Source organism: Streptococcus ratti FA-1 = DSM 20564 (assembly GCF_000286075.1).
Lineage (GTDB): Bacteria > Bacillota > Bacilli > Lactobacillales > Streptococcaceae > Streptococcus > Streptococcus ratti.
Genome location: NZ_AJTZ01000005.1, coordinates 1,016,615 through 1,040,304 on the forward strand (window position 1 = coordinate 1,016,615; position 23,690 = coordinate 1,040,304).

The 23,690-nt window shown below is 42.0% G+C and carries 18 protein-coding genes and 1 riboswitch; of the genes, 3 read left to right on the forward strand and 15 right to left on the reverse strand.

The annotated features are described in order from the left end of the window. Nucleotides 1–226: 226 nt before the first annotated feature. The 8 genes from SRA_RS06785 to acnA all read right to left on the reverse strand — a co-directional run bounded on the left by SRA_RS06785 (nucleotide 227) and on the right by acnA (nucleotide 11,934). Entirely contained in the window at nucleotides 227–1,867 is a 1,641-nt protein-coding gene (locus tag SRA_RS06785; protein ID WP_003089101.1) for a phosphoenolpyruvate carboxykinase (ATP), read from the reverse strand. A gap of 112 nt (nucleotides 1,868–1,979) precedes the next feature. Next, a complete protein-coding gene (locus SRA_RS06790; protein ID WP_003089102.1) occupies nucleotides 1,980–3,407 on the reverse strand; it encodes an NADP-dependent glyceraldehyde-3-phosphate dehydrogenase in 1,428 nt (475 codons plus the stop codon). 208 nt (nucleotides 3,408–3,615) lie between these two features. Then, complete coding sequence (gene ptsP / locus SRA_RS06795; protein WP_003089103.1) at nucleotides 3,616–5,349, reverse strand: phosphoenolpyruvate--protein phosphotransferase; 1,734 nt, start codon at nucleotides 5,347–5,349, stop codon at nucleotides 3,616–3,618. 4 nt (nucleotides 5,350–5,353) lie between these two features. Then, the gene (locus SRA_RS06800) at nucleotides 5,354–5,617 is read right to left on the reverse strand and encodes a phosphocarrier protein HPr (RefSeq protein ID WP_003089104.1); all 264 of its coding nucleotides are present in this window, start codon (nucleotides 5,615–5,617) and stop codon (nucleotides 5,354–5,356) included. 338 nt (nucleotides 5,618–5,955) lie between these two features. Then, nucleotides 5,956–6,750, reverse strand: coding sequence for a putative ABC transporter permease (locus SRA_RS06810; RefSeq protein WP_003089106.1), 795 nt, complete (start codon nucleotides 6,748–6,750; stop codon nucleotides 5,956–5,958). A gap of 221 nt (nucleotides 6,751–6,971) precedes the next feature. Next, complete coding sequence (gene icd, locus SRA_RS06815) at nucleotides 6,972–8,147, reverse strand: NADP-dependent isocitrate dehydrogenase (protein ID WP_003089108.1); 1,176 nt, start codon at nucleotides 8,145–8,147, stop codon at nucleotides 6,972–6,974. A 1-nt stretch (nucleotide 8,148) separates the two neighbouring features. Continuing rightward, nucleotides 8,149–9,267 (reverse strand): citrate synthase, encoded by a 1,119-nt coding sequence (locus SRA_RS06820; protein WP_003089111.1) that lies wholly within the window; start codon nucleotides 9,265–9,267, stop codon nucleotides 8,149–8,151. Nucleotides 9,268–9,270: 3 nt separating this feature from the next. Then, nucleotides 9,271–11,934, reverse strand: a complete 2,664-nt coding sequence (gene acnA, locus SRA_RS06825; RefSeq protein WP_003089112.1) for an aconitate hydratase AcnA — start codon at nucleotides 11,932–11,934, stop codon at nucleotides 9,271–9,273. A 267-nt stretch (nucleotides 11,935–12,201) separates the two neighbouring features. Here acnA and SRA_RS06830 point away from each other — a divergent pair, with 267 nt between their 5' ends. From SRA_RS06830 to nrdF, 3 genes are all read left to right on the forward strand, one after another. After that, entirely contained in the window at nucleotides 12,202–12,426 is a 225-nt protein-coding gene (locus tag SRA_RS06830) for a redoxin NrdH (RefSeq protein ID WP_003089114.1), read from the forward strand. A gap of 480 nt (nucleotides 12,427–12,906) precedes the next feature. Then, nucleotides 12,907–15,066 (forward strand): class 1b ribonucleoside-diphosphate reductase subunit alpha, encoded by a 2,160-nt coding sequence (nrdE, locus tag SRA_RS06835; RefSeq protein ID WP_003089116.1) that lies wholly within the window; start codon nucleotides 12,907–12,909, stop codon nucleotides 15,064–15,066. Between the two features lie 460 nt (nucleotides 15,067–15,526). Then, nucleotides 15,527–16,492 (forward strand): class 1b ribonucleoside-diphosphate reductase subunit beta, encoded by a 966-nt coding sequence (nrdF, locus tag SRA_RS06840; RefSeq protein WP_003089117.1) that lies wholly within the window; start codon nucleotides 15,527–15,529, stop codon nucleotides 16,490–16,492. A 99-nt stretch (nucleotides 16,493–16,591) separates the two neighbouring features. On the opposite strand, the gene ribH is transcribed toward nrdF, so the two are convergent. From ribH to argJ, 7 genes are all read right to left on the reverse strand, one after another. Further along, entirely contained in the window at nucleotides 16,592–17,065 is a 474-nt protein-coding gene (gene ribH / locus SRA_RS06845) for a 6,7-dimethyl-8-ribityllumazine synthase (protein WP_003089118.1), read from the reverse strand. 14 nt (nucleotides 17,066–17,079) lie between these two features. Then, on the reverse strand, nucleotides 17,080–18,255 hold the full coding sequence (locus SRA_RS06850) for a bifunctional 3,4-dihydroxy-2-butanone-4-phosphate synthase/GTP cyclohydrolase II (RefSeq protein WP_003089119.1): 1,176 nt from the start codon (nucleotides 18,253–18,255) through the stop codon (nucleotides 17,080–17,082). After that, nucleotides 18,248–18,856, reverse strand: coding sequence for a riboflavin synthase (locus SRA_RS06855; RefSeq protein WP_003089121.1), 609 nt, complete (start codon nucleotides 18,854–18,856; stop codon nucleotides 18,248–18,250). Before SRA_RS06855 ends, SRA_RS06850 begins: the two co-directional genes overlap by 8 nt. A 5-nt stretch (nucleotides 18,857–18,861) precedes the next feature. Next, on the reverse strand, nucleotides 18,862–19,917 hold the full coding sequence (gene ribD, locus SRA_RS06860; protein WP_003089123.1) for a bifunctional diaminohydroxyphosphoribosylaminopyrimidine deaminase/5-amino-6-(5-phosphoribosylamino)uracil reductase RibD: 1,056 nt from the start codon (nucleotides 19,915–19,917) through the stop codon (nucleotides 18,862–18,864). Between the two features lie 355 nt (nucleotides 19,918–20,272). Then, nucleotides 20,273–20,412: riboswitch (FMN riboswitch) on the reverse strand. A 55-nt stretch (nucleotides 20,413–20,467) separates the two neighbouring features. Next, nucleotides 20,468–21,598: an acetylornithine transaminase gene (locus tag SRA_RS06865; protein WP_003089125.1), complete on the reverse strand. Its 1,131-nt coding sequence runs from the start codon at nucleotides 21,596–21,598 to the stop codon at nucleotides 20,468–20,470. Between the two features lie 60 nt (nucleotides 21,599–21,658). After that, complete coding sequence (argB, locus tag SRA_RS06870) at nucleotides 21,659–22,396, reverse strand: acetylglutamate kinase (RefSeq protein ID WP_003089126.1); 738 nt, start codon at nucleotides 22,394–22,396, stop codon at nucleotides 21,659–21,661. A 28-nt stretch (nucleotides 22,397–22,424) separates the two neighbouring features. Further along, nucleotides 22,425–23,618: a bifunctional glutamate N-acetyltransferase/amino-acid acetyltransferase ArgJ gene (gene argJ, locus SRA_RS06875; protein WP_003089128.1), complete on the reverse strand. Its 1,194-nt coding sequence runs from the start codon at nucleotides 23,616–23,618 to the stop codon at nucleotides 22,425–22,427. Between the last annotated feature and the right edge of the window lie 72 nt (nucleotides 23,619–23,690).

Sequence of the window (23,690 nt, forward strand, 5' to 3'; positions counted from 1 at the left end):
AATACAAGAAGGGAATGAAGCGAACAACTATGATGGTTGTTTGCCTCACTCTCTTCTTTTATATTGCACTAATGTGTGGCACAGCAGCTGGGAATCGAACTAATCATCTAAGCTAGTTGCAGTATTTACTTAGCGGGGGATTTCTGCCGAACCTTAAAAGGAACAACCGGCAGCTGCCAATTGTTCCCCACTTCCTTATTTCTGTGCATTCCACTATAAAAGGAGCTTATTTCAAATTATCAATGACCTCCTGCAAATGAGAGATAGCTTCTGCAGGCAGGGCTGACTTTGGATTCTTTTGGTTAAACGATTCCAGATACTGCAGGCGAACCTTCATGCGCTGACGGATAATTTTAACGTAAGCCTGATCAAAATTAGGAACTTTGTAGTCAGATGAAGCCAGATATTCAAAGCCTTTGACAGCACCGAATGGTTTAAATTCTGCCGTACCATCCACAACCTGTTCAATCACGTTTAAAGAAGTTTCTTTAGGAATCTTTTGACCTAAATAAGAACCTGTATTGATAATATAACACTTAACGCCCGATTCAAACAGATGCTGGAATTTCAGATAATCTTCCACCAGCGGATAAACACGGAATGGGTTGGCATAAGGTTCGATAATCAAGGTATCCAGACTGTCTGAAGTATTTTCAGCGGTTGAACGTGTAGTGATTAAAGTACAGCCCATCGTTGAAGCCATGACAGGGTCAGTAATTCTGATGAGCGGTGGCAGAGAGTCATCTTTCATAATCCAAAAGATTGATTGAATGGGAGCATCAATGCGGTCAACGCGGTTTGGTGTTGAGAAACGCGATTTGATTGTCCGACCATTGCCATTGCGGACATCTTCTGTTACCAGACGAAGATGACCTTCCTTATCCAGAGCAGCACCGCAATTTTGAACGGTTACAAAATATTTTTGTTCCCTGTGTCCTGCCGGATAATCACTGGTCTTATCGAAATAAGAAGGTTCAAGAGCGATTGTTGAGCCGTCCTCTTCAGAAATGACAAAAGCATCGTCATGCAGCACATTAATATTATATTTGCCATCATGCTTTGCATGCGTCAATGTTGATTTACCAGAGCCAGACAGGCCGAAGAAAGAGGCTACATGCGGTTTCAGGCCTTCTTTTTCAAAAATTTTTAGACCCCCGTGGCAGGCAACAAACTTGTTTCGATTAGCAGTACCCCAAGCCAAAGTCAGCGTAGCTTTCTTCAATTCACCAAAATAGTGAAGACCCAGAATAGCTGCACAGTTGTGATTGGTGTCAAAATAGACCAATCCATCCGGATAATCTGGGTGGCTCCATTCCGGATCTGAGAAGATATAAATATCCGTCTCTTCATAACGTTTGGAATTTTTCAAACGTGCACGATAGGTATCATTTAACATTTGAAAGTTTGTCAGCCATGAATATAGATTATTGATATCATCCTGCGGAACCATCAAATGAGCACGGAGCATGAAAGCTTCATCAAGACCTACGATAGCATCTGCCCGATAAAAAGTGCGGTGTCTGGCTTGGAAAATCGCTTCACGCACAATTTGCAAAATTTTAGCATCTTCTGCACTGTCGCGCCCAAAAATCCGACGAGCTTTGGCAGTCCGGCCGACAATACCGCCAGAATTTTCCAATAAGATTTTAGCATCCCGCGGAAGACCTAAATCTTCAGCGTGAGCAACAGGCGAATCTAAAACGATGGTATTGGGAGCCTTAGCAGCTAAGCGGTAAGCTTCCGCCAGCCCCTTTAGAGAAACTACGTGATTTTCATAAAAAGCAGTTTCGATAGTTGTCTTTAATGCTGAAAAATAGGGGTTATTTTTGCGCATAGACTCTTCTGAAAAATGTTGTCGTGTGACCATTATACTCCTCCTCAAAATATTATCTTCTACCATTATATCACATTTTTATGTAAACGTTATCATTTTTTTGAAAACTAAATGAAACTCAGCAAAAACCGAGTTTCATAAATGTCTATTTGATATCAAATACAACCGATTTAATTCTAGTCATAGCTTCGATAGAGTATTTAACTCCCTGAGTATTGACACCTGATTTTTTAGCACCCAAGAATGGGAAGTTATCTGTACCGCGCTGTGTTTTATTATTGATATGAACGGTACCGACTTCAAGCTGCTCTGCAATTTTGAATGCCAGTGGATAATCATTGGTGAAAACAGCACTTTGCAAGCCAAATTCAGATTGATTAGCAATGTGAACAGCTTCTTCAGCCGAATTGACACGGATAATCGGCAGCACCGGACCAAATGGTTCTTCCCAAGCCAAGCGCATATCCGTTGTAACATTGTCAAAGACTGTCGGATAGATCGTATTGCCCTCACGCTTAATATCTGTAAGAGCTGTTGCTCCTCTTTCTTTGGCGTCAAGAATAAGGCCTTCCACATAATCAGCTGCTTTTGTATCGATCAATGGCGTGATATCAGTATTATCTTCCGGTAATCCAACAGTTAAATTAGAGACCCGCTCAACAATAAGCTCAGCCAATTTATCTGCTACGCTGTCCATCACAAGCACACGCTTAACAGCTGTGCATCGCTGACCTGAGTAGCCAAAGGCACCATCAACGATATTTTTAGCTGTCAGATCGAGATCCGCATCTTCAAGCACGATGGCTGCATCTTTGCCGCCAAGTTCAAGCATAATTGGACGCATACCAGCCAAACGGCCGATATTTTCACCAACCGGTGTCGAACCAGTAAAGTTGATAAAATCAACAGCTTTATGCTCAACAATATAATCACCGATAACAGAACCCCGTCCGGTAATAGTATTAAAGACACCAGCCGGAAGCCCAGCTTCTGCAAAGGCTTCTGCCAAAAGAAGTCCTGAAATTGAACCTTGCGTCGGTGGCTTAAAGGCAACAACATTTCCTGTGATAAGTGCCGGAGCAATTTTTGAGCCAGCAAGGTTTACTGGATAATTAAAAGGTGAGATCGCTAAAACAAGCCCTACTGGTTCACGGCGAACCACGGCAATTTTTCTCTTGCTGGCAGCTTCAAAACTTCCGCCTTCAAGGACTTCACCTTGTGTACGAACTCCTTCAGCAGCCGCAAATTCCATGATTTCTACTGTACGTGTAACCTCACCGACAGATGATTTAAGCCCTTTGGCAATTTCTTTGGAAAGGACAGAACCGATTGCTTCTGCTTTGCTTTGCAAAATGTCAGCTGCTTTACGGATATAGTTAGCACGCTCCACATAAGAAAGCGCACGCCAAGCCGGAAAGGCAGCCTTAGCCGAAGCATAGACATAATCCACTTCATCAGTGCTCATAGCAGGAACAGAACCAAGTTCTTCACCTGAAGCAGGAGCGTAAATTTTAATCTCATCTTGAGAAAGTTTCCACTCACCATTGACATAATTTTTATATTGTTTTGTCAAAGTATATCTCCTTTTTACTGTAATACCCTTATTTTATCATTTTTTTTATATTTTTCAATCTTTTGTTACGATAAGATTCAGAAAATTAAGACAAAATATTTTACTTTCTTTTATTCTCCTAAAAAGGTAGTGATTCAGTTAAAAGTAAAAAATGAAAACTGGAGCAGAAAAAAAGACTGGAAATGGCATTTTCCAATCTTTTTCGTGCTTAATCAAAATCAATGTATTCTTTTTCAAGTTCAAGGACTTCTTCCATGGTAGCACATTCTGTAAGAGCACGCTCGGCAAGTTCCTGCATCTTAACAGTATCCAATTTTTTCATGAGACTGCGGGTGCGCAGAACAGAAGTGGCACTCATTGAAAATTCGTCCAGTCCGATACCAACTAACAATGGAACAGCGGTTTGGTCACCAGCCATTTCACCGCACATACCAGCCCATTTACCTTCAGCATGTGCCGCTTTAACAACGCGGTCAACCAAGCGAAGGATAGAGGGATTATATGGCTGATAGAGATATGAAACTTGTTCATTCATACGGTCAGCAGCCATAGTGTATTGGATGAGGTCGTTTGTACCGATAGAGAAGAAATCAACTTCTTTGGCAAACTGGTCAGCCAGCATAGCTGCTGCCGGAATCTCAATCATGATACCTACTTGAATATCATCAGAGACAGCCACACCTTCTGCCTTGAGATTAGCTTTTTCTTCTTCCAGAATTCCTTTAGCTTTACGGAATTCAGTAAGGAGAGCTACCATTGGGAACATGATGCGCAGTTGTCCATGTACCGATGCACGCAGAAGAGCGCGCAGCTGTGTGCGGAACATTTGATTGCCCGTTTCTGAAATTGAAATACGCAGCGCACGGAAACCAAGGAATGGGTTCATTTCTTTTGGCAAATCGAAATAAGGAAGTTCCTTATCTCCGCCGATATCCATAGTACGAACCACAACTGGTTTACCATTCATTCCTTCAAGAACAGCTTTATAAGCTTCGTATTGCTCATCTTCTGTTGGAAAGTCTTGAGAATCCATGTAAAGGAACTCTGTCCGATAGAGCCCTACGGCTTCAGCACCATTGCTGTTAACTCCTTCAACATCTTTAGGTGTACCGATATTAGCAGCCAATTCAAAATGTTTGCCATCAGCCGTTACTGTTTCAGCATCTTTAAGGAGAGCCCATTCAGCCTTTTGTTTAGCATAGGCTTCACCGGCTGCTTTAAATTCTGCCACTTGCTCATCAGTCGGATTAATAATAACCTGACCAGTGATACCGTTGACAGCAACAATATCTCCGTTTTTAACACGTTCAGTGATGTCATTTGTACCAAGCACAGCAGCAATTTCAAGCGTCCTTGCCATAATAGCTGAGTGGCTGGTGCGGCCACCGATATTAGTCACAAAAGCTTTAACAAAATTAGCATCCAGCTGAGCAGTGTCAGACGGAGTCAAATCATGCGCGATGACAATTGATTCTTCACTAATAGTCGCTGGATTTGGAAGTTCGGCACCGAGAAGGTGCGCTAAAACACGCTTAGCAACATCACGAATATCTGCTGCACGTTCCTGCATATAGGGGTTATCTTCCATGTTTTCAAACAAAGTCACAAACATGTCTGTTACTTCTTTAAGAGCACTTTCTGCATTGACTTGTTTTGCACGGATGTTTTCTTTGATTTGACCAATCATTTCCGGATCTGCAAGAACCATCAAATGAGCATCAAATACAGCTGCAGCTTCTTCGCCAAGGGTATCTACTGCTTTTGCACGGATAAGAGAAAGCTCGTTTTGAGAAGCTTCTAGAGCTGCATCCAAACGAGCTTCTTCGGCCTTTGTATCTTCGACAGAAACTGTCTCAAAGGACAAATCCGGCTGGACAAGCAGATATGCCTTAGCAACGGCAACACCGTCAGATGCTGCAATTCCTTTAAGCATTTCTGTCATATCTTTATGCCAATCCTTCTTTAGTCATTGTTTCATCAATAGCTGCAATTGCATCATCAGCATCTGCACCTTCAGCAGTGATTGTAACGTCTGCACCTTGACCAACACCAAGGCTCATAACACCCATGATTGATTTAAGGTTTACAGCTTTTCCTTTGTAATCAAGTGTAATATCTGAAGCAAATTTACTCGCTGTTTGTACAAGCAAAGTAGCTGGGCGCGCATGAATTCCTGTTTCTGCAACAATGTGAAAATCTTTTGAAGCCATAGTATGGTTCTCCTTTTAATATGTGTTTTTTTGAATTTTCCTAATGATAACCCTTACAATTTTAGATTATAGCATATTGAAATGCGATTTTCAAGAACTAAAGTAACAAATTGGAAGAATAATGCAAATCATTTTCAATAATTTACAGCGCTTTTTTATAAGAATTATGGCTGCTGCCACGGCACCTTACCAACACCTGATACTTCCCTATTTGAAAAATGCCGGAGAGCCTCTAAAGCAAGAAAGAAATGAAATAATGACAAATGTCATAACATCCGCTACTTCCAATATACTAAGAGTTAAAAATTGATTCTGACTTTCTTTTTCAGTTTTAAAAACTATTTCTTTCTTGTTTTATCTTTAAATGAAGCAGCTTGCTTACGAAGCTCAGTAACAAACGGAGCATCAATTTCTTTGAACTTGCTGTAATTTTTTAAAAGACGGCGCTGATTAAAACGCAAGGGGCGGATATTCTTGGCGTGCAGAAAGTCATTCAGATGAAGATGAAATTCTGCCAAACGCTGACTGAAAAGCTCAGCTTGTTCCGCTAAATCATCAATTTCCTGCTTGACAGATTCTCTGATATTTTCCTGCTCTTTTCGAATATGTTCTTCCAAGACAAGAGCGGCTTCATGAAACTGAACAGTATCCACTGCTGTCCAGATAAAATCAGACAGCATCAGAAAAGCAATTGGGGCAGCCCACCAATCATCAATTCTAAGCACAAGTGCCATGACGCTCGGCTGAATCAAGCGAACAAGAATTAAAATCCCAAATCCCCAAAAAAGAGAAATCGCGGGAGCAACCCTTCCTTTCAGGTTACCAAACTCCTGACTGTAATCCCACAATTTCATGTGAAAGAAAGTCTCTAAAAACCAGCCGGCAAAATATTCAAAGGCTGTCGCAATGACAATACCACTCAAAAAAAGACCGAGCAGATGTTTCTGAAAAGGTTCTGTAAAAATCAAAACAGTAGTTACTGCAAAACCATAAACCGGACAGTAAGGTCCAAATAAAAAGCCACGGTAGTCAAACCGCTTGTCCTTAATAGAACAGTAAACCGTCTCCCAAAGCCAGCCTATAAAAGAATAAATGAAGAAAAGAAAAATCACATCCGGAAGTGAATAGGGCATAAACGACCGCCTTTCTTATCAATATGCCAATATTATACCTCTTTAGCTTATTGATGCCAAACAAAATAGCCAAGTTTGCTAGTATTTCCTAACCAACTGAGAAAGGAGAAAATGAAACCGTTCAGCGGCCTGCTTCAAGCCTCAGGTTGAACACCTTAAAATAAGAAAGCAGGGAGAAATCAAATGCCTCAAACACCTGATTTCTCTCCCACCCTCAGTTTTTATAAATTTTCAGCCAGCACTTTGGCAAATGCGCTGGTTGAATAAGACGAAGCATTTCCCGCCAAATCTGCGGTAAAGCAGCCAGCAGCAAAGCTTTTTTCAATAGCTGCTGCAATGAGAGCAGCCGCTTCTTTCCAGCCTATATAATCAAAAAGCATACAGCCTGATAAAAGCAAGGAACAAGGATTAGCCTTATCTTGTCCGGCAATATCCGGTGCCGTTCCGTGGGTTGCCTCAAAGATAGCGTGACCGAATTGATAGTTGATATTAGCTCCTGGTGATATGCCAATGCCGCCAACCTGTGCTGCTAAGGCATCACTGGCATAGTCTCCATTAAGATTAGTCAGGGCAACCACATCAAAACGCTCAGGATTCAAAAGAATCTGCTGCAGGAAATTATCGGCAATAATATCATCAACAACTAAGCGGCCTGAGGCAAGTTCAGCAGCATATTCCTCTTGAGCCAGTTCATAGCCCCACTTTCTAAAACCACCTTCTGTAAATTTTTGAATATTGCCTTTATGCACCAAAGTAACCCTGCTAAGCCCTTTATCCAGTGCATAGTCAATAGCTGCGCGAATCAGACGTTTGCTGCCTTCAACAGAAATCGGCTTAATACCAATACTGCTGCTCTCAGGAAAACGAATTTTTTGAACCTGCATTTCGTCTTGTAAAAAGCTGATAACCTTTTGAACTTCTGCAGTGCCTGCTTCCCATTCAATCCCTGCATAAATATCCTCCGTATTTTCACGAAAAATAGTAATGTCTGTCTTTTCTGGATTTTTAAGCGGACTGGGAACGCCTTTGAAATAGCGGACAGGTCTGACGCAGGCAAAGAGATCCAGTTCCTGGCGGAGGGTAACATTTAATGAACGAATACCGCCGCCAACCGGTGTTTCCAAAGGTCCCTTTATAGCAAGCAGGTGGCTCTTAATCGTCTCTAAAGTCGCATCCGGCAGCCAAACACCCTCTTGATCAAAAGCCTTCTTCCCGGCCAAAACTTCCAGCCATTCAATTTGCCTTGTTCCTTTATAGGCTTTGTCAACAGCTCTGTCAAAAACAAGTTTAGCATTTTTCCAGATGTCACATCCCACACCATCTCCCTCAATATAAGGAATAATAGGGTAAGCAGGAACTTGTAATGTCCCATTTTCAAATCTTATTTTTTCTGCCATTTTATCTCCTTTCTAAAAGAATATATTTTAAATTCCTTTTGCCAGCATAGCGAGAACGCGGACGCAGCAGCTTGTTATTTCTTTGCTGCTCCTGAATATGAGCAATCCATCCTGCCACCCGGCTCATTGCAAAAATTAGAGTAAAGATAGAACTGTCAATTCCTAAAACATGATAAACAGTTGCGGAATAAAAATCAACGTTGGGAATGAGATTTTTGACTTCTTTCATATAAAACTCAATCTCATTGGACAGCTGGTACCAGATATCATTCTGAGTTCCTCGGGTCAGTTCTCTGGCCATTTCCCGCAGGTATTTTTCGCGGGGGTCTTGCTTTTGATAGACACGGTGGCCAAATCCCATTATTTTTTCCTTAGAATTGAGTTTTTTCTGCAGATAAGCCCCCACATCACCGCAATTACGAATTTCCTGCAGCATATCAAAAACCCGTTCATTAGCACCGCCATGAAGCGGTCCCTTCAAAGTTCCGATGGCAGCTGTCACACAAGAATAGATATCAGACATCGTAGAAGCACAGACCCTAGCAGCAAAGGTTGAGGCATTGAGCTCATGTTCAGCATGCAAAATAAGAGCTCGGTTCATGGCTAAGGTTTCAAGTTCATTGGGAATACTGCCTCTTAGCATGTACAGAAAATTCTCAGCAAAACCAAGATCGCTTCGGGGAGCAATCGGGGACAGCCCTTGATGCAGCCTTGCAAAAGCTGCAATGATCGTCGGTATTTTAGCCATCAGCTGAATACTTTGGTCATAAACGGCTTTAGGCGTCTGTTCTTCGGCACTGGGATTGTAGACACCCAGTAAACTGACTGTTGATCGTAAAACACTCATGGGGTGCAGATGCTGCCGCGATTGAATCAAAATACATTGTTCAACGGCATCACTGATTGCATAATTGCTGCGCAGTCTTTTTTCAAACTGTGCGAGTTCAGTCTGGCTGGGCAGGCGAAGGTTCCAAAGCAGGAAAATAACTTCTTCAAACTGAACGTGATTTCCCATCAGCTCAGCAATATCATAACCTGCATAGGAAAGTTTGCCATTCTCAATCGCACTGATTCTGCTTTCACAGGCAACAGTATCCTTTAAACCGTTTGTTTCTGTCATAGATTAACCTCCCTTTAACTTTTTACGAACAACCATAGGAAGAATGCCTCCATTTTCATAGTATTGAAGATCAGCGTCTGCATCAAAACGAAGGAGTGCCTGAAATTCCTTTACTCCTTGGTCCGAAACAGCCCTGACTGTTACCATGTCATGTACCTGAGGTTTTTTGGGAAGGACAACCGTGTAAGTCTCGTATCCTGTTAATTGGAGACTGGCTGCGGTCTGTCCTTCGAGAAATTGTAAAGGCAAAATCCCCATCATAACCAAATTAGAACGGTGAATGCGCTCGAAACTTTCTGCCAGAACAACTTTTACACCTAAAAGACTGGCTCCCTTAGCCGCCCAGTCGCGGCTGGAACCCATACCGTAATCTTTTCCTGCAATAACAATCGTGGAAATGCCTTCCCTCTTGTAATTCATGGCCGCCTCATAAACTGGCAGGACAGCATCTTTATATTTTGTGTAACCGCCAATTTTACCATCAGCCAGTTCATTTTTGATACGAATATTGGCAAAGGTTCCTCTCATCATGACCTCATGATTGCCGCGCCGGCTGCCGTAAGAATTGTAATCTGCATAAGCAACACCTTTTTCTTCCAGATAGCGAGCTGCTGGGCTGTTGCGCGCAATATTTCCTGCAGGCGAGATATGATCGGTAGTGACCGAATCGCCAAATTTAGCCAGCACTTTCAAGTCCGTCAAATCTGCTGCAGCAGCTGAATTGTTTAGATGCTCAAAATACGGCGGATTTTGGATATAGGTAGATTCCTGATTCCATTGATAATTAGCTGAACTTTCAGTTTGAATCTGATTCCACTTTTGACTGTCAGAAAAGACTTGTGCATACTCTTGAGCAAAAAGTTCAGCAGTGACATACTTATCAACATAAGCCATGACTTCTTCCTTGGCAGGCATCAGATCTTCTAAGTAGACCGCCTGATTATCTTTATCGTAAGCCAATGGTTCTGTTGTCAAATCAATTGCGGTGCTGCCAGCCAAAGCATAAGCAACAACCAAAGGCGGACTGGCTAAAAAGTTAGCCTTAACCAAGGGATTGACCCGGCCTTCAAAATTTCTGTTCCCTGAAAGAACAGCGCTGACAAGCAGGTCATTTTCTTGAACGGCTTGGGCAACCGCTTCTGGTAGGCTGCCTGAATTGCCAATGCAGGTTGTGCAGCCGTATCCGACTAGATGGAAGCCTAATTTATCCAGATATGGCTGAAGCCCGCTTTTTTTCAGATAAGCCGTGACAACTTTAGAGCCTGGTGCTAAAGACGTTTTAACTGACTTAGATACACTGAGTCCGCGTTCCACAGCTTTTTTGGCCAAGAGTCCGGCAGCCATAAGAACATAAGGATTGGATGTATTGGTGCAGGAAGTAATAGCAGCAATAGCAACATGCCCGGTTTTTATTTCAATATCTTCATCTTCAAAATGAGCAATTGCTGTTTTATCTAACTCAGTTTTATCTAAACCAAAGCCGCGGACACCTGCTTCCCGCACAAGGCTGGCTTCAAATTCTTCTTTTGCCTGGCTTAATTCGATTAAATCCTGAGGGCGTTTTGGTCCTGCAATGGAAGGCTTAACAGCTGACAGGTCAATTTCGATAATCTTCGTATAAGCAGGCAGTGTTTTGGTGTCATGCCAAAGACAGTTGCGCTTTGCATAGGCTTTTGTCAAAGCAATGTGTTCTTTTGAACGATTGGTCAGCCTCATGTAATTTAAAGTTTCCTCATCAATAGGAAAATAACCGCAGGTCGCTCCGTATTCCGGTGCCATATTAGCGACTGTTGCCCGGTCTGCTAAGGAAAGCTCTGCCAATCCGGGACCAAAAAATTCCACAAATTTTCCAACTACATTTTCCTTACGCAAAACCTGTGTCACTTTAAGCGCCAAATCTGTTGCTGTCGCTATTTTAGGGAGCTGTCCATAAAAGCGCACACCAATAACTTCCGGAACAGGAAAACAGGAGGCTTCTCCCAGCATAGCAGCCTCAGCTTCAATACCGCCGACACCCCAGCCAAGAACACCAATGCCGTTTATCATTGTTGTGTGACTGTCAGTGCCAAACATAGAATCCGGATACAAAAGTCCATCTTTTTCAATAATAACATCACTGAGAAATTCAATATTAACCTGATGAATGATTCCAGTTGCCGGCGGTACTGCCCGATAATTTTCGAAAGATTTTTCAGCCCATTTTAGAAACTCATAGCGTTCATTATTACGCTGAAATTCCAAATCAATATTATAATCAAAAGCTTCCTCACTGCCGAAAGAGTCAACCTGAACGCTGTGATCAATAACTAGGTCCACCGGTATTTCAGGATTGATCAAATCAGGACTGCCGCCATTTTTAACAACAGCATCGCGCATAGAAGCTAAATCCACAACAACCGGAACACCCGTAAAATCCTGCAGGATAACACGGCTGGGTTTAAAGGGAACTTCTCCCTGAGGATTATTGGGATCATAATGGAAAAGAGATTTTATGTTATGTTTTATCACATCTAAATTATCGTATTTCCTTAATAAACTTTCAATTAGAATTCGGATAGTGTAAGGAAGGCTTTCAAGCTCTATATTATAATCTTTAGAAGCTTTTACTAAATCAATGTAATGGTAGTTTTTCTCATTAAGAGAAAAATTTGATGCATAATTAATCATAATAAGTCTCCTTTTTGCGTGAATTAATTAAGATTATACAATTTTCTGAATCATTAAGCAAACATAAACTTGCATTTCATGTAATAAAATGTAACATATATTGTGTCGGCAGCTCAGAGAGACTAAAAACACTATATCTTGTGGATTTTTTCAAATAACCCTACTATATTTTGTGTTTTTTCAAGCAAATTTTCTTGCTTTTTTTCTTAAATTTAGATATGCTAATAAGGCAACTTGTAAAAAAATAAAAAATTTTAGGAGGGAAAAATGGCTAAAATAACTGTTTTTTCAAAAAATAACTGCATGCAATGCAAGATGACTAAGAAATTTCTGGAACAAAACCATGTTGACTTTGAAGAAATTAATATTGACGAACAACCAGAGAAAATCGACTATGTGAAAAGCTTAGGCTTTACTGCTGCTCCTGTTATTGAAGCAGGAGACGCTGTCTTCTCAGGTTTTCAGCCTGCTAGATTAAAAGCCCTTATCTAATATTTTGAACATCAAATCAGCAGTCATCCGCAAGGATTAGTACAAAACTTTCAACTGCTGAGCAAAAATCTCCTTAAAACAGGAAATGGGACAAAAATTGGTAAATCGTTATTAAAATGGCAATTTCGATTTTGTTGCCCCACCTGCACACAGTTTATTAGGTATTGACATGGACCAGCCTTCATAGAATCGGCTAACCTCCAACAGTTTCCCAGACTGTTGGAGCTATCACTTACCTAGCACTTAAACAGTCCAGTGGACTCTTTAAGGTGGACACCTGAAAATTAAGAGGTATCCAGAGAAGAACCGCTCTCAACCGCTGCGTCAAACAGTTGATGCTGCATAGATTGAAAGAGTTTAGGACTTTATACGCAATCTTCCTAGCTCACACCGTTTTGCGGGTGATTGCGCAGCAACTATGGCTGTCTGTCTCAAACTTCTTCTAAGAAATTAAGAAATATAAGGAATAGGAATTTATAGATGAGTCTTAAAAATCTCGGCGATGTCTCTTACTTTCGCCTTAACAATGAAATTAACCGCCCCATCAATGGACAGATTCCGCTTCATAAAGACAAGGAAGCCTTGAGCGCTTTTTTTGCCGAAAATGTTCATCCGAACACCAAATCCTTTGACAGCATTACTGATAAGATTCGTTTTCTGATTGAAAATGACTATATTGAATCAGCTTTTATTGCCAAATACAGACCTGAATTTATTGAGGAACTTTCTCAGTCTCTTTATGACTTTGATTTTCGCTTTAAATCATTTATGGCAGCCTATAAGTTCTATCAGCAGTATGCTCTCAAAACAAATGATGGTGAAGCGTATCTTGAAAATATTGAAGACCGTGTTCTCTTTAATGCTCTTTACTTTGCGGATGGCAACGAAAAGCTGGCACACGATCTGGCAATGGAAATGATTGCTCAGCGCTACCAGCCAGCAACGCCAAGTTTTCTTAATGCTGGCCGCAGCCGCAGGGGTGAGTTGGTTTCTTGTTTCCTCATTCAGGTCACCGATGATATGAATTCTATCGGCCGTTCTATCAATTCAGCTCTGCAATTGTCCCGTATTGGCGGCGGTGTCGGTATTTCTCTCAGCAATCTGCGCGAAGCCGGGGCACCAATCAAAGGTTTTGCCGGAGCAGCCTCTGGTGTCGTTCCTGTCATGAAACTTTTTGAAGACAGCTTTTCTTATTCCAACCAATTAGGTCAACGCCAAGGTGCCGGAGTTGTTTACCTCAATGTCTTTCACCCAGATATCATCGCCTTTCTTTCTACTAAAAAAGAAAATGCCGATGAGAAAGTCCGTGTTAAAACTCTGTCTCTCGGTGTTGTCATTCCGGATAAGTTTTATGAACTGGCTCGCAAGAACCAAGATATGTATCTCTTTAGTCCCTATTCTGTTGAACGTGAATACGGTATTCCTTTCAGCTACATCGATATCACTGAAAAATACGACGAATTAGCGGCCAATCCTAATATTATCAAAACTAAGATTCGTGCCCGCGATTTAGAAACTGAAATTTCTAAACTTCAGCAGGAATCCGGTTATCCTTATGTTGTCAATGTAGACACTGCTAACCGTGCCAATCCGATTGAGGGCAAAATTATCATGTCCAATCTCTGCTCAGAAATTCTTCAGGTTCAAACTCCAAGCCAAATCAACGATGCTCAGGAATTTGTTAAAATGGGAACTGACATTTCATGCAATCTTGGTTCCACAAATGTTGTCAATATGATGGCTTCTCCTGACTTTGGCCGTTCCATCAAGGCCATGACCCGTGCGCTTACTTTTGTCACGGATTCATCAAGCATTGAAGCTGTACCAACCATCAAACACGGAAATAGCCAAGCCCACACTTTCGGACTTGGTGCCATGGGACTTCACTCCTACTTAGCCCAGCACCATATCGAATACGGCAGCCCAGAATCTATTGAGTTTACCAATATCTATTTCATGCTCATGAATTACTGGACTTTGGTAGAGTCAAACAATATTGCCCGCGAGCGGCAGGAAACCTTTGTTGGTTTTGACAAATCAAAATACGCTGACGGCACTTACTTTGATAAGTATGTCACTGGTCAGTTTGTACCAAAATCCGACAAAGTCAAAGAACTCTTCAAAGATCACTTCATTCCTCAGGCTGCTGACTGGCAGGCATTGCGCCAAGCTGTTATGAAGGACGGACTTTACCATCAAAATCGCTTAGCAGTTGCTCCAAACGGATCTATTTCCTATATTAATGATGTTTCTGCTTCTATTCATCCAATTACACAGCGCATTGAGGAACGCCAAGAAAAGAAAATCGGTAAGATTTACTACCCTGCAGCTGGTTTGTCAACAGATACCATTCCTTACTACACATCCGCTTATGATATGGATATGAGAAAAGTTATCGATGTCTATGCCGCTGCGACTGAACATGTGGATCAAGGCCTGTCACTTACACTTTTTATGCGCAGCGATATTCCTCAGGGTCTCTATGAATGGAAAACAGAAAGCAAACAAACAACACGCGATCTGTCTATCCTTCGTAATTACGCCTTTAACAAGGGAATCAAGTCTATTTATTATATCCGCACCTTCACCGATGATGGCGATGAAATCGGCTCAAACCAATGTGAAAGCTGTGTGATTTAACTGAACAGTCAAACTTGGAGCTAAAGCTCCTATGTTTGGCACGCCAACCGCTATCGGCGGTTTGGCTAGTTCACTTACTAACTTCGTAGAAGGTGTATAATCGACACCTTCTACTGCGTGTCGTAACTTTCAATAAACTTAGAGCTAAAGCTCCTATGTTTGACACGCCAACCGCTGTACCGGATTAGCTAGGCTTCTCACTAACTTAGAAAATGAAGTGATATCAACTTCGTTTTCTATGTATCGTAAGTTTACTTTTCTTCTGATGCAATTTAAAACTGCGTCAAAGGGCGAACAGCATGAGCCCCACTCCGATACTTTTCGCAGCGCTATCAAAAATGGCATAGCCGCTTGAGAAGAAGCGTAAAGGCGCTCGCTTGCATCTCTATACCACTTCAGAAAAGTATCAAAAAAAAGAAAAGACGAACTAGCAACATTCTCACCCAATTAGGAGATATTCATGACAACCTACTACAAAGCAATAAACTGGAATGCTATTGAAGACGTTATTGATAAATCAACTTGGGAAAAGTTGACCGAACAATTTTGGCTGGATACGCGGATTCCGCTTTCCAACGACCTAGATGACTGGCGTAAGCTGTCAGCCCAAGAAAAAGACCTTGTCGGTAAGGTTTTTGGCGGTCTGACACTGCTTGACACCATGCAGTCTGAAACAGGGGTTGAAGCTATTCGTGCCGATGTACGTACACCGCATGAAGAAGCCGTTTTAAATAATATTCAATTCATGGAATCGGTTCATGCCAAGTCTTATTCCTCTATTTTTTCAACTCTCAATACCAAATCTGAAATTGAAGAGATTTTTGAATGGACCAATAACAACGAATACCTGCAAAGAAAAGCAGAAATCATCAACGAAATTTATCTTAAGGGCAATCCTCTGGAAAAGAAAGTTGCTAGCGTTTTCCTTGAAACCTTTCTTTTTTATTCAGGTTTCTTTACTCCCCTCTACTACCTGGGCAACAATAAGCTGGCCAATGTGGCTGAAATTATCAAGCTGATTATCCGTGATGAATCGGTTCACGGTACCTATATCGGCTATAAATTCCAGATTGGTTTTAACGAGCTGTCTGAGGAAGAGCAGGATAAATTCCGCGACTGGATGTATGATCTTCTCTATCAATTGTATGAAAATGAAGAAGGTTATACAGAAACCCTTTACGACGGTGTCGGCTGGACCGAGGAAGTGAAAACATTCCTGCGTTACAATGCCAACAAGGCTCTGATGAATCTGGGACAGAATCCGCTTTTCCCAGATACCGCTAATGATGTCAATCCTATTGTGATGAATGGTATCTCAACAGGAACATCAAACCATGACTTCTTCTCGCAAGTCGGAAATGGTTACCTGCTTGGTACTGTTGAAGCTATGCATGACGAAGACTATCTCATGGGAATGGAAAGATAAAGTCAAAAAGAATCGAAACGTAAATGTACTGCCCCCCAAAAAAAGTTAGACAGAAAAATCTAACTTTTGGGGGGCGGTTCAAAAAGTTTCGATTCTTTTTTAGGCATCTTTAATCTGATCCGTCAGAGACATCATCTCTAAAAGACTTTGAGCCGTTTCATAACCTTTGTTACCAGCCTTGGTGCCTGAACGCTCAATTGCCTGATCAATGTCTTCTGTCGTCAGGACACCAAAGATAAGCGGAATCTTACTTTCAAGATTGAGTTGACCAACCCCTTTTGCCACTTCATTGCAGACCAAGTCATAATGATTGGTGCCCCCGCGAATGACACAGCCTAAGGTCAAGATACCATCATAATCTTTATGTGCCAGTAATTGTTGTGCTAAATAAGGAATTTCAAAAGCTCCCGGCACCCAATAAACATCAATATTTTCTTCTGCTAGACCGTGACGCAGCAAATTGTCCTTAGCTCCCGCCAGCAATTTCGAGGTAATAAATTCATTAAATCGAGCAACAATAACAGCAACTTTTTTCTCTTGGTTTACATTAAATTGTCCTTCAAATACAGTCATCTTTTCAGCCTTTCTTATAATTGAATATCGTGTTGAAATTTTTCTTTTTTCGTTTTGAGATAAGTGATATTTTCCTGACGTGCAGGAATTTGAAGAGGCAGGCGTTCCGTTACACTGATATCTGCCGCCTCCAACTGTTGAACCTTGTCAGGATTATTGGTTAAGAGTCTAATCTTTTCTACTCCTAAATAATCCAAAACAGATTTGGCAAAATCATAATGACGCTCGTCTGCTGCAAAACCTAGTTCGATATTAGCATCATAGGTGTCAAATCCTTTATCTTGTAACTGATAAGCGCGCAGCTTATTTTTCAAACCAATACCGCGGCCTTCCTGTCTAAGATAAAGAATAGCACCACTACCTTCCTTTTCAATCAGTTTCATGGCTGTTTCCAATTGTTCACCGCAGTCACAGCGCACTGATGAAAAAATATCTCCTGTCGCACACTCCGAATGAATCCGAAAGAGCGGAGCTTCTTCTTGACTCAGGTCACCTTTTGACAAGAGCAGATTTTCCTTGCCTTGGCTATCCTCAAAAAGGGTTAAGTCAAAATGACCATAGCGGGTGGGTAAGGAAACCTTCACTGCTTCTTGAAAACGTAAATAAGTTGCCAATTCCTCTATAGAAATCAAAGGCATCTGCCATTCTTGAGCCAATTTTTCAAGATCTTCTCGTCTAGCCATGTGGCCGTCATCTTTAAGAATTTCACAAATATAGGCAGCCGCTGTCGAACCAGCTAAGGCAGCTAAATCAAGTGAGCCTTCTGTATGCCCGCGCCTTTCAAGAACACCGCCAGCTTTTCCTATCAAAGGAAAGATATGCCCAGGCCTATGAAAATCATGAGCTTTGCTATTATCAAGCACTAGAGCATGAATGGTAGCTGCCCGATCAAAAGCGGAAATGCCGGTTGAAGTCGTCTTATGATCGACACTGACTGTAAAAGCTGTTCCAAGGTCATCCGTATTTTCCTGCAGCATATCTGATAAATCCAGCCCTTCCGCAATTTCTTTGGAAATAGGTGCACAGATAAGGCCACGTGCATATTTGGTCATAAAATTAATGTTTTCTGCAGTGACTAAATCAGCCAGACCGACTAAGTCTCCTTCAGCTTCGCGATCATCATCATCAACTAGGATAATTAATCCTCCTCTTCTTAAACGCTCAACTGCTCTCTCTATTTTTTCAAACATATGCTCTCCTTTCACCATTCAACTGAGCTTTGATATATTTTCCTAAGATATCTGTTTCGATATTGACAGTATCTCCAAGCCTCAAATGACCAAGATTGGTTCCCTGACGGCTGTGCGGAATCAAAGAAACAGTGAAACCTTTTTCATCACAAGAAACAACCGTCAAGCTGACGCCGTTGATGGCAACTGAACCTTGAGGAATAATTTCACCTTCATGCCCCTTAGGATAGAGGAAAGTCAAAATCAAAGCATTCTCTAGATTCTTCTTAGCTAACAATCTCGTCTGAATATCAATGTGCCCCGTGACAATATGGCCTTCAAAGCGGCTGCTGGCAGACATAGCTGGCTCAATATTGACAGTGTCACCGACATGTTTTTGCGATAAGCACGTCCGTTTAAAGGTTTCTGGCATGATATCGACAGTGAACTGGCGACCTTTTTTAGAAATGCAGGTCAGGCAGGCACCATCAACAGCGATACTGTCACCGATTTTAATCTGAGCCAGTAAAGTAGCCGAAACTTGGCAGGTCAACTGAATGCCTTTGCTACTGTGATGAAGACGAATAATCTTCCCCTTTTCCTGAATTAATCCTGTAAACATGATGCTCACCTTCCTTTCTTGGCAGAAATCCGCCAATCCTGACCAATCTGACTCAAAGACAAATCTGATAAATACTTAACTGAACGCGAAGGTCTCAAACTGCTCATGTCCGGCAAAGCATCTCCCCCAAGAAGAGTCGGGCTCAGATAAAGCAGCCACTCATCCCACAAATCCGCCTCATAAAAAGCATCATGAATGCAGCTGCCGCCTTCAACATAGAGAGACTGGATACCTTCTTGAACTAATCTAGCGACAACTTCAGAGACCGTCCACTGCTCGGCTGTAAAAACCGTTACATGACTGGGCAAGTCTGCTACTTCCTGCTGACTAAAAATATAGACCGGCGCCTTATCATCAGTAAAAATGTGCAAATCCTTTTTAGCAAAGATTCTTCCTCTGCGATCTAAGACAATACGAATGGGAGGATAGAGGCTGCTGTTTTTTCCTAAAAGGCTGGGATTGTCCACCAAAACAGTTTCACTGCCAACCAAAATCGCCTGAAAACAGTCACGCTCCTCATGAATAAATTGATTTGCTACAGAACCAGTTAGCTGGGTTCGTTCACCCTTCAAAGCTATCTTCCCATCTAAACTCATAGCACTTTTTAAAACAATATAAGGTCTTTCCTCCTGATAAAAATGATTGTAATAAGGATTGAGAGCTCGTGCCTCTTCTCCTAAAAGACCAACTTCAACCGATACCCCCTGACTCTCCAGAAACTGCTTGCCTTTCCCTGAAACCATAGGATTAGGATCTAGCTGAGCAATGACCACCCTCTTAATTCCAGCCTCAATAATCGCTTGTGTGCAGGGCGGCTGCTTTCCTGTATGATGGCAAGGCTCTAGAGTGACATAAAGCGTAGCTCCTTGTAACTCTTCAGGAGTTGAACAAGTCTCTATAGCATTTCTTTCGGCATGATAGTCTCCATATTTCAAATGAGCACCGCATGCTATCACTTGATTATCTTTTACAATGACAGCCCCAACAAGGGGATTGGTATAAGTCTGTTTAAAGCCCTTTTTAGCTTCTTCAATAGCTAAAGCCATGAATGTTTTATCCATTTTAACTCCTCTCATTATGAATTCAAATAGACTGTCAACAGGAAAACAGGGAGAGTCTTTTCTTTGCTATATAGCCATTCAGTTTTTCTTTTATAGTCTTTTAGCTTATCTTTTATGACTTCGTTAGTTCGCTTTGCCGTACTCTATCGTTGCCTAGTCCTAAAAGCAAACTAAAAAACGATACAAAACAAAAACCCGCTATCTAAAGATAACGGGGCAAAAGTAAAAGAAACCAAATCAATAAAACAATTAATTAAGAGTACAAGTTCTGCAAAAACAGAAATTGGGTACATTTAAAAACAAAAATGATAGTTTACAATACACCAAAAAACATGAACTGCTTTTTAGCACTCTGATTTTTCTTCTCCCATCCAGACTATACTGTCGGTCCCAGAATCTCACTGGGTCAGCCACTTAAGCAGCTCACGGACTTCATGATTTCAATAAAAGCATGTCACCGTCGGTCGGGAATTTCACCCTGCCCCGAAGAACTCTATTTAATTGACTACAGGATAGCATGCTAAAAATAATTTGTCAACTGTATTAGCTCTCAAGCAAACACCTCTTTTAGAATGGTCAGACCTTGATCCAGTTCTTCTTTGGTTAAAGTCAAAGGAGGCAAAAGCCTGATAACATTGGTTCCAGCTGTAAGCACAATCAAACCTTTATCTCGCGCAGCCTGAACCAAATCAGCTAAATTCGCTGTCGTTTCAATACCAATCATATAACCAAGACCGCGAACTTGAGTGACCTTGAGATTATTAGCTAGGGCTTTTTTCAATTGGTCTTGAAGATAATTGCCATTTTCCCAAGCCTGCTCTAAGAAACCTGCTTGAGTCATAATATCAAGAACGGCTGAGCTGGCTGCCATGGCCAATTTATTCCCGCCAAAAGTTGAACCGTGCGAACCGGGACCAAAGGCGCTACCCAGCTGTGCTTTTGCCAGCATGGCACCGACAGGGACACCGTTGGCTAAACCTTTTGCCAGAGTAAAAATATCCGGCTCAATGCCGTAATGCTCAAACGAATACAGCTTGCCTGTCCGGCCCATGCCTGTCTGAACCTCGTCTATGATAAGCAGCAGGTCATTCTCCTGACAATAGTCAACCAGAGCTGTCACGAAGTCCTGCTTAGCAGGCAGCACACCAGACTCTCCCTGAACCAGCTCCAGCATCACAGCTGCCGTTTGAGCATTTACTAATTTTTTAACAGAATCCAAGTCATTGAAAACAGCGTAGTGAAAATGCGGGACACCCTCACCAAACCCCTCTTTTATCTTGTCCTGGCCGGTAGCAGACATAGAGCCAAATGTCCGGCCATGAAAAGAATCTTTAAAAGTGATGATTTCCTGCTTGCCTGTCGCCTTGCGGGCAATCTTGATAGCAGCCTCATTGGCTTCGGCTCCGCTATTGCAAAAGAAGGCCAGATAATCGCGATTGCCAATCAGTTTTTCTGCTACCTCTTCCTGAAGAGAATTCTGGTAGAGATTAGGGCTATGCCAAATGCGCTCAGCCTGCGCTTCCAGAGCTTTTTTCACCTGCGGATGAAAACCTAAATTGGTCACGCCGATACCCGTTGAAAAATCAAGGTATTTTTTACCATCTGCATCAAACAAATAATTTCCCTGTGCTTTGACAAATTCAATAGCAGCTCTTTTATAATTTTGAAATAATTTACTCATTTTTGTCTCCTGTCACTTCCGAAAGTTTTAGTTGATTGTGTTCTTTACCGGCAGTACTTTTTAGCCTTTATGAATTAAGGTTCCTTCTGTCAGGCCATCGCCGATTAAAACCTGTGCAACCCCTAACTCAACAGTCTTTGCGGCACTTTCAATTTTAGGAATCATACCGCCCGTAATAACACCGCCTATAATCTTTTTAGGAATCTGATCAACCGTTAATTCCGGCAGTACTTGTCCGTTTTCCAAGACCCCTTTGACATCTGTCAGAAGAATCAGTTTTTCAGCTGCCAGAGCAGCTGCTGTCGCCGTAGCCAGATAGTCAGCATTGATATTCAGCATGTCCCCTTCTTTGGAATAGCCTAAGGAAGCCAAAAGCGGGATTTTCCCCTCATTTAACACTTCTAAGACAGGGGCCCTTTGAATACTGGTGACTTCTCCTACGTAACCATAAGTATCCTTATCCAGAAAATCAGCTCTTATCAGTTGCCTGAGCTGCGAGGTCAGCTGCAGATTAGCAAGACCTGACTGAGTGAGTTTCTCACTTAAATCCTTGCCAACAATATCTAATAAGGCCTGACTGACTAGCTTCATGTCCGACTGGCTGGTCACGCGCAGACCCTTGACTTTTTTGATGGAAACCTTGTTTTCCTCCATGAGCCTGTTGATGGCAAAACCGCCGCCATGCACAATAACAAGGTGTTTGCCAGCATCCTGCCAGTCTTTGATCTGACTGAGAAACCCCATACTCAGCTGCTGAGCGGCTACTCCGCCAATTTTAATAACGATAAAATCTTTCATTTATTTTCCTTTGCTAATGGCTCAGCTGCTAAGTCCGATAAAGGGCATTGATTTTCACATAATCATAAGAAAGGTCACACCCCCAAGCGCTAGCTGCTTGTTCACCGGCATGCAGGTCAATACTTATCTTGATCTCATCAGCCTGCATAACAGCCTGCATCTCTTCCTCATCAAAGCTGACAGGGCTGGAAGCAATCATAACAGGAATATTTTCGAGATAGATATCAATATTATCCACAGCGATATCCGCTCCAGCATAGCCCACCGCCGCTAAAATCCGGCCCCAGTTAGGATCTTCACCAAAGACGGCTGTCTTTACAAGACTTGATCCGACAACACTTTTAGCCATCATGCGGGCATCTGCTTCATTGGGAGCATTGAGCACTTCAGCCTCTATAAGCTTGGTGGCTCCTTCACCGTCCTTGGCTATTTTCTTAGCCAGCTCTTGCATAACAAAATGAAGCATGCTCGAAAATTTGTCAAATTCTGGGGTGTCTGGCAGGATTTCGTCATTTAGCGTACAGCCGTTAGACATAACAAGTACCATATCATTGGTTGAGGTATCACCGTCAACTGTAATCTGATTGAAAGTTGTTTCGACATTTTGACTGAGGGCTAATTGCAGCGTTTCGCTTGAAATAACAGCATCACAAGTGATGAAGGCCAGCATGGTTGCCATATTAGGATGAATCATGCCCGAACCCTTGGCGACCCCTGCCATAGTGACCTCATCACGGCCAAATTGCTCGGTGACAGCTACTGTCTTGGTCTGTGTATCAGTGGTCAAAATCGCTTGGGCAAAATCATCTGAATTTCCATTGATAAGAATTTTTGACAATCCCTTTTTCAAGGTGTCCATAGGCATAAGTTCACCAATGACACCTGTTGAGGCAACACCGACAAGGTCACTATCGATACCCAGTTTTTCAGCTGTCCACTGCTGCATGGTCTGGGCATCTTCCATACCCTGCACACCTGTACAGGAATTGGCAACCCCTGAATTCACAACCAGAGCCTGCATCTTTTGCGTTTTTTTGACTGCATTTCTAGTCACAATCAAGGGAGCAGCAATTACCTTATTGGTCGTGTAGACACCAGCAACGCTGGCCGGGACTTCTGAAACAATCCAGCCGAAATCTTTTTTCCGTTTTTTAAAGCCTGCATGTAAACCATCTGCCGAGAAACCCAGCGGACTGGCAATATTTCCTTTAATAACTTTCATAACTCAACTACTAAGAACCTCAAAAACAATCTAAAGAGTCTGTTTCAAGCTCAGAGCGGCTAATGGAGATCT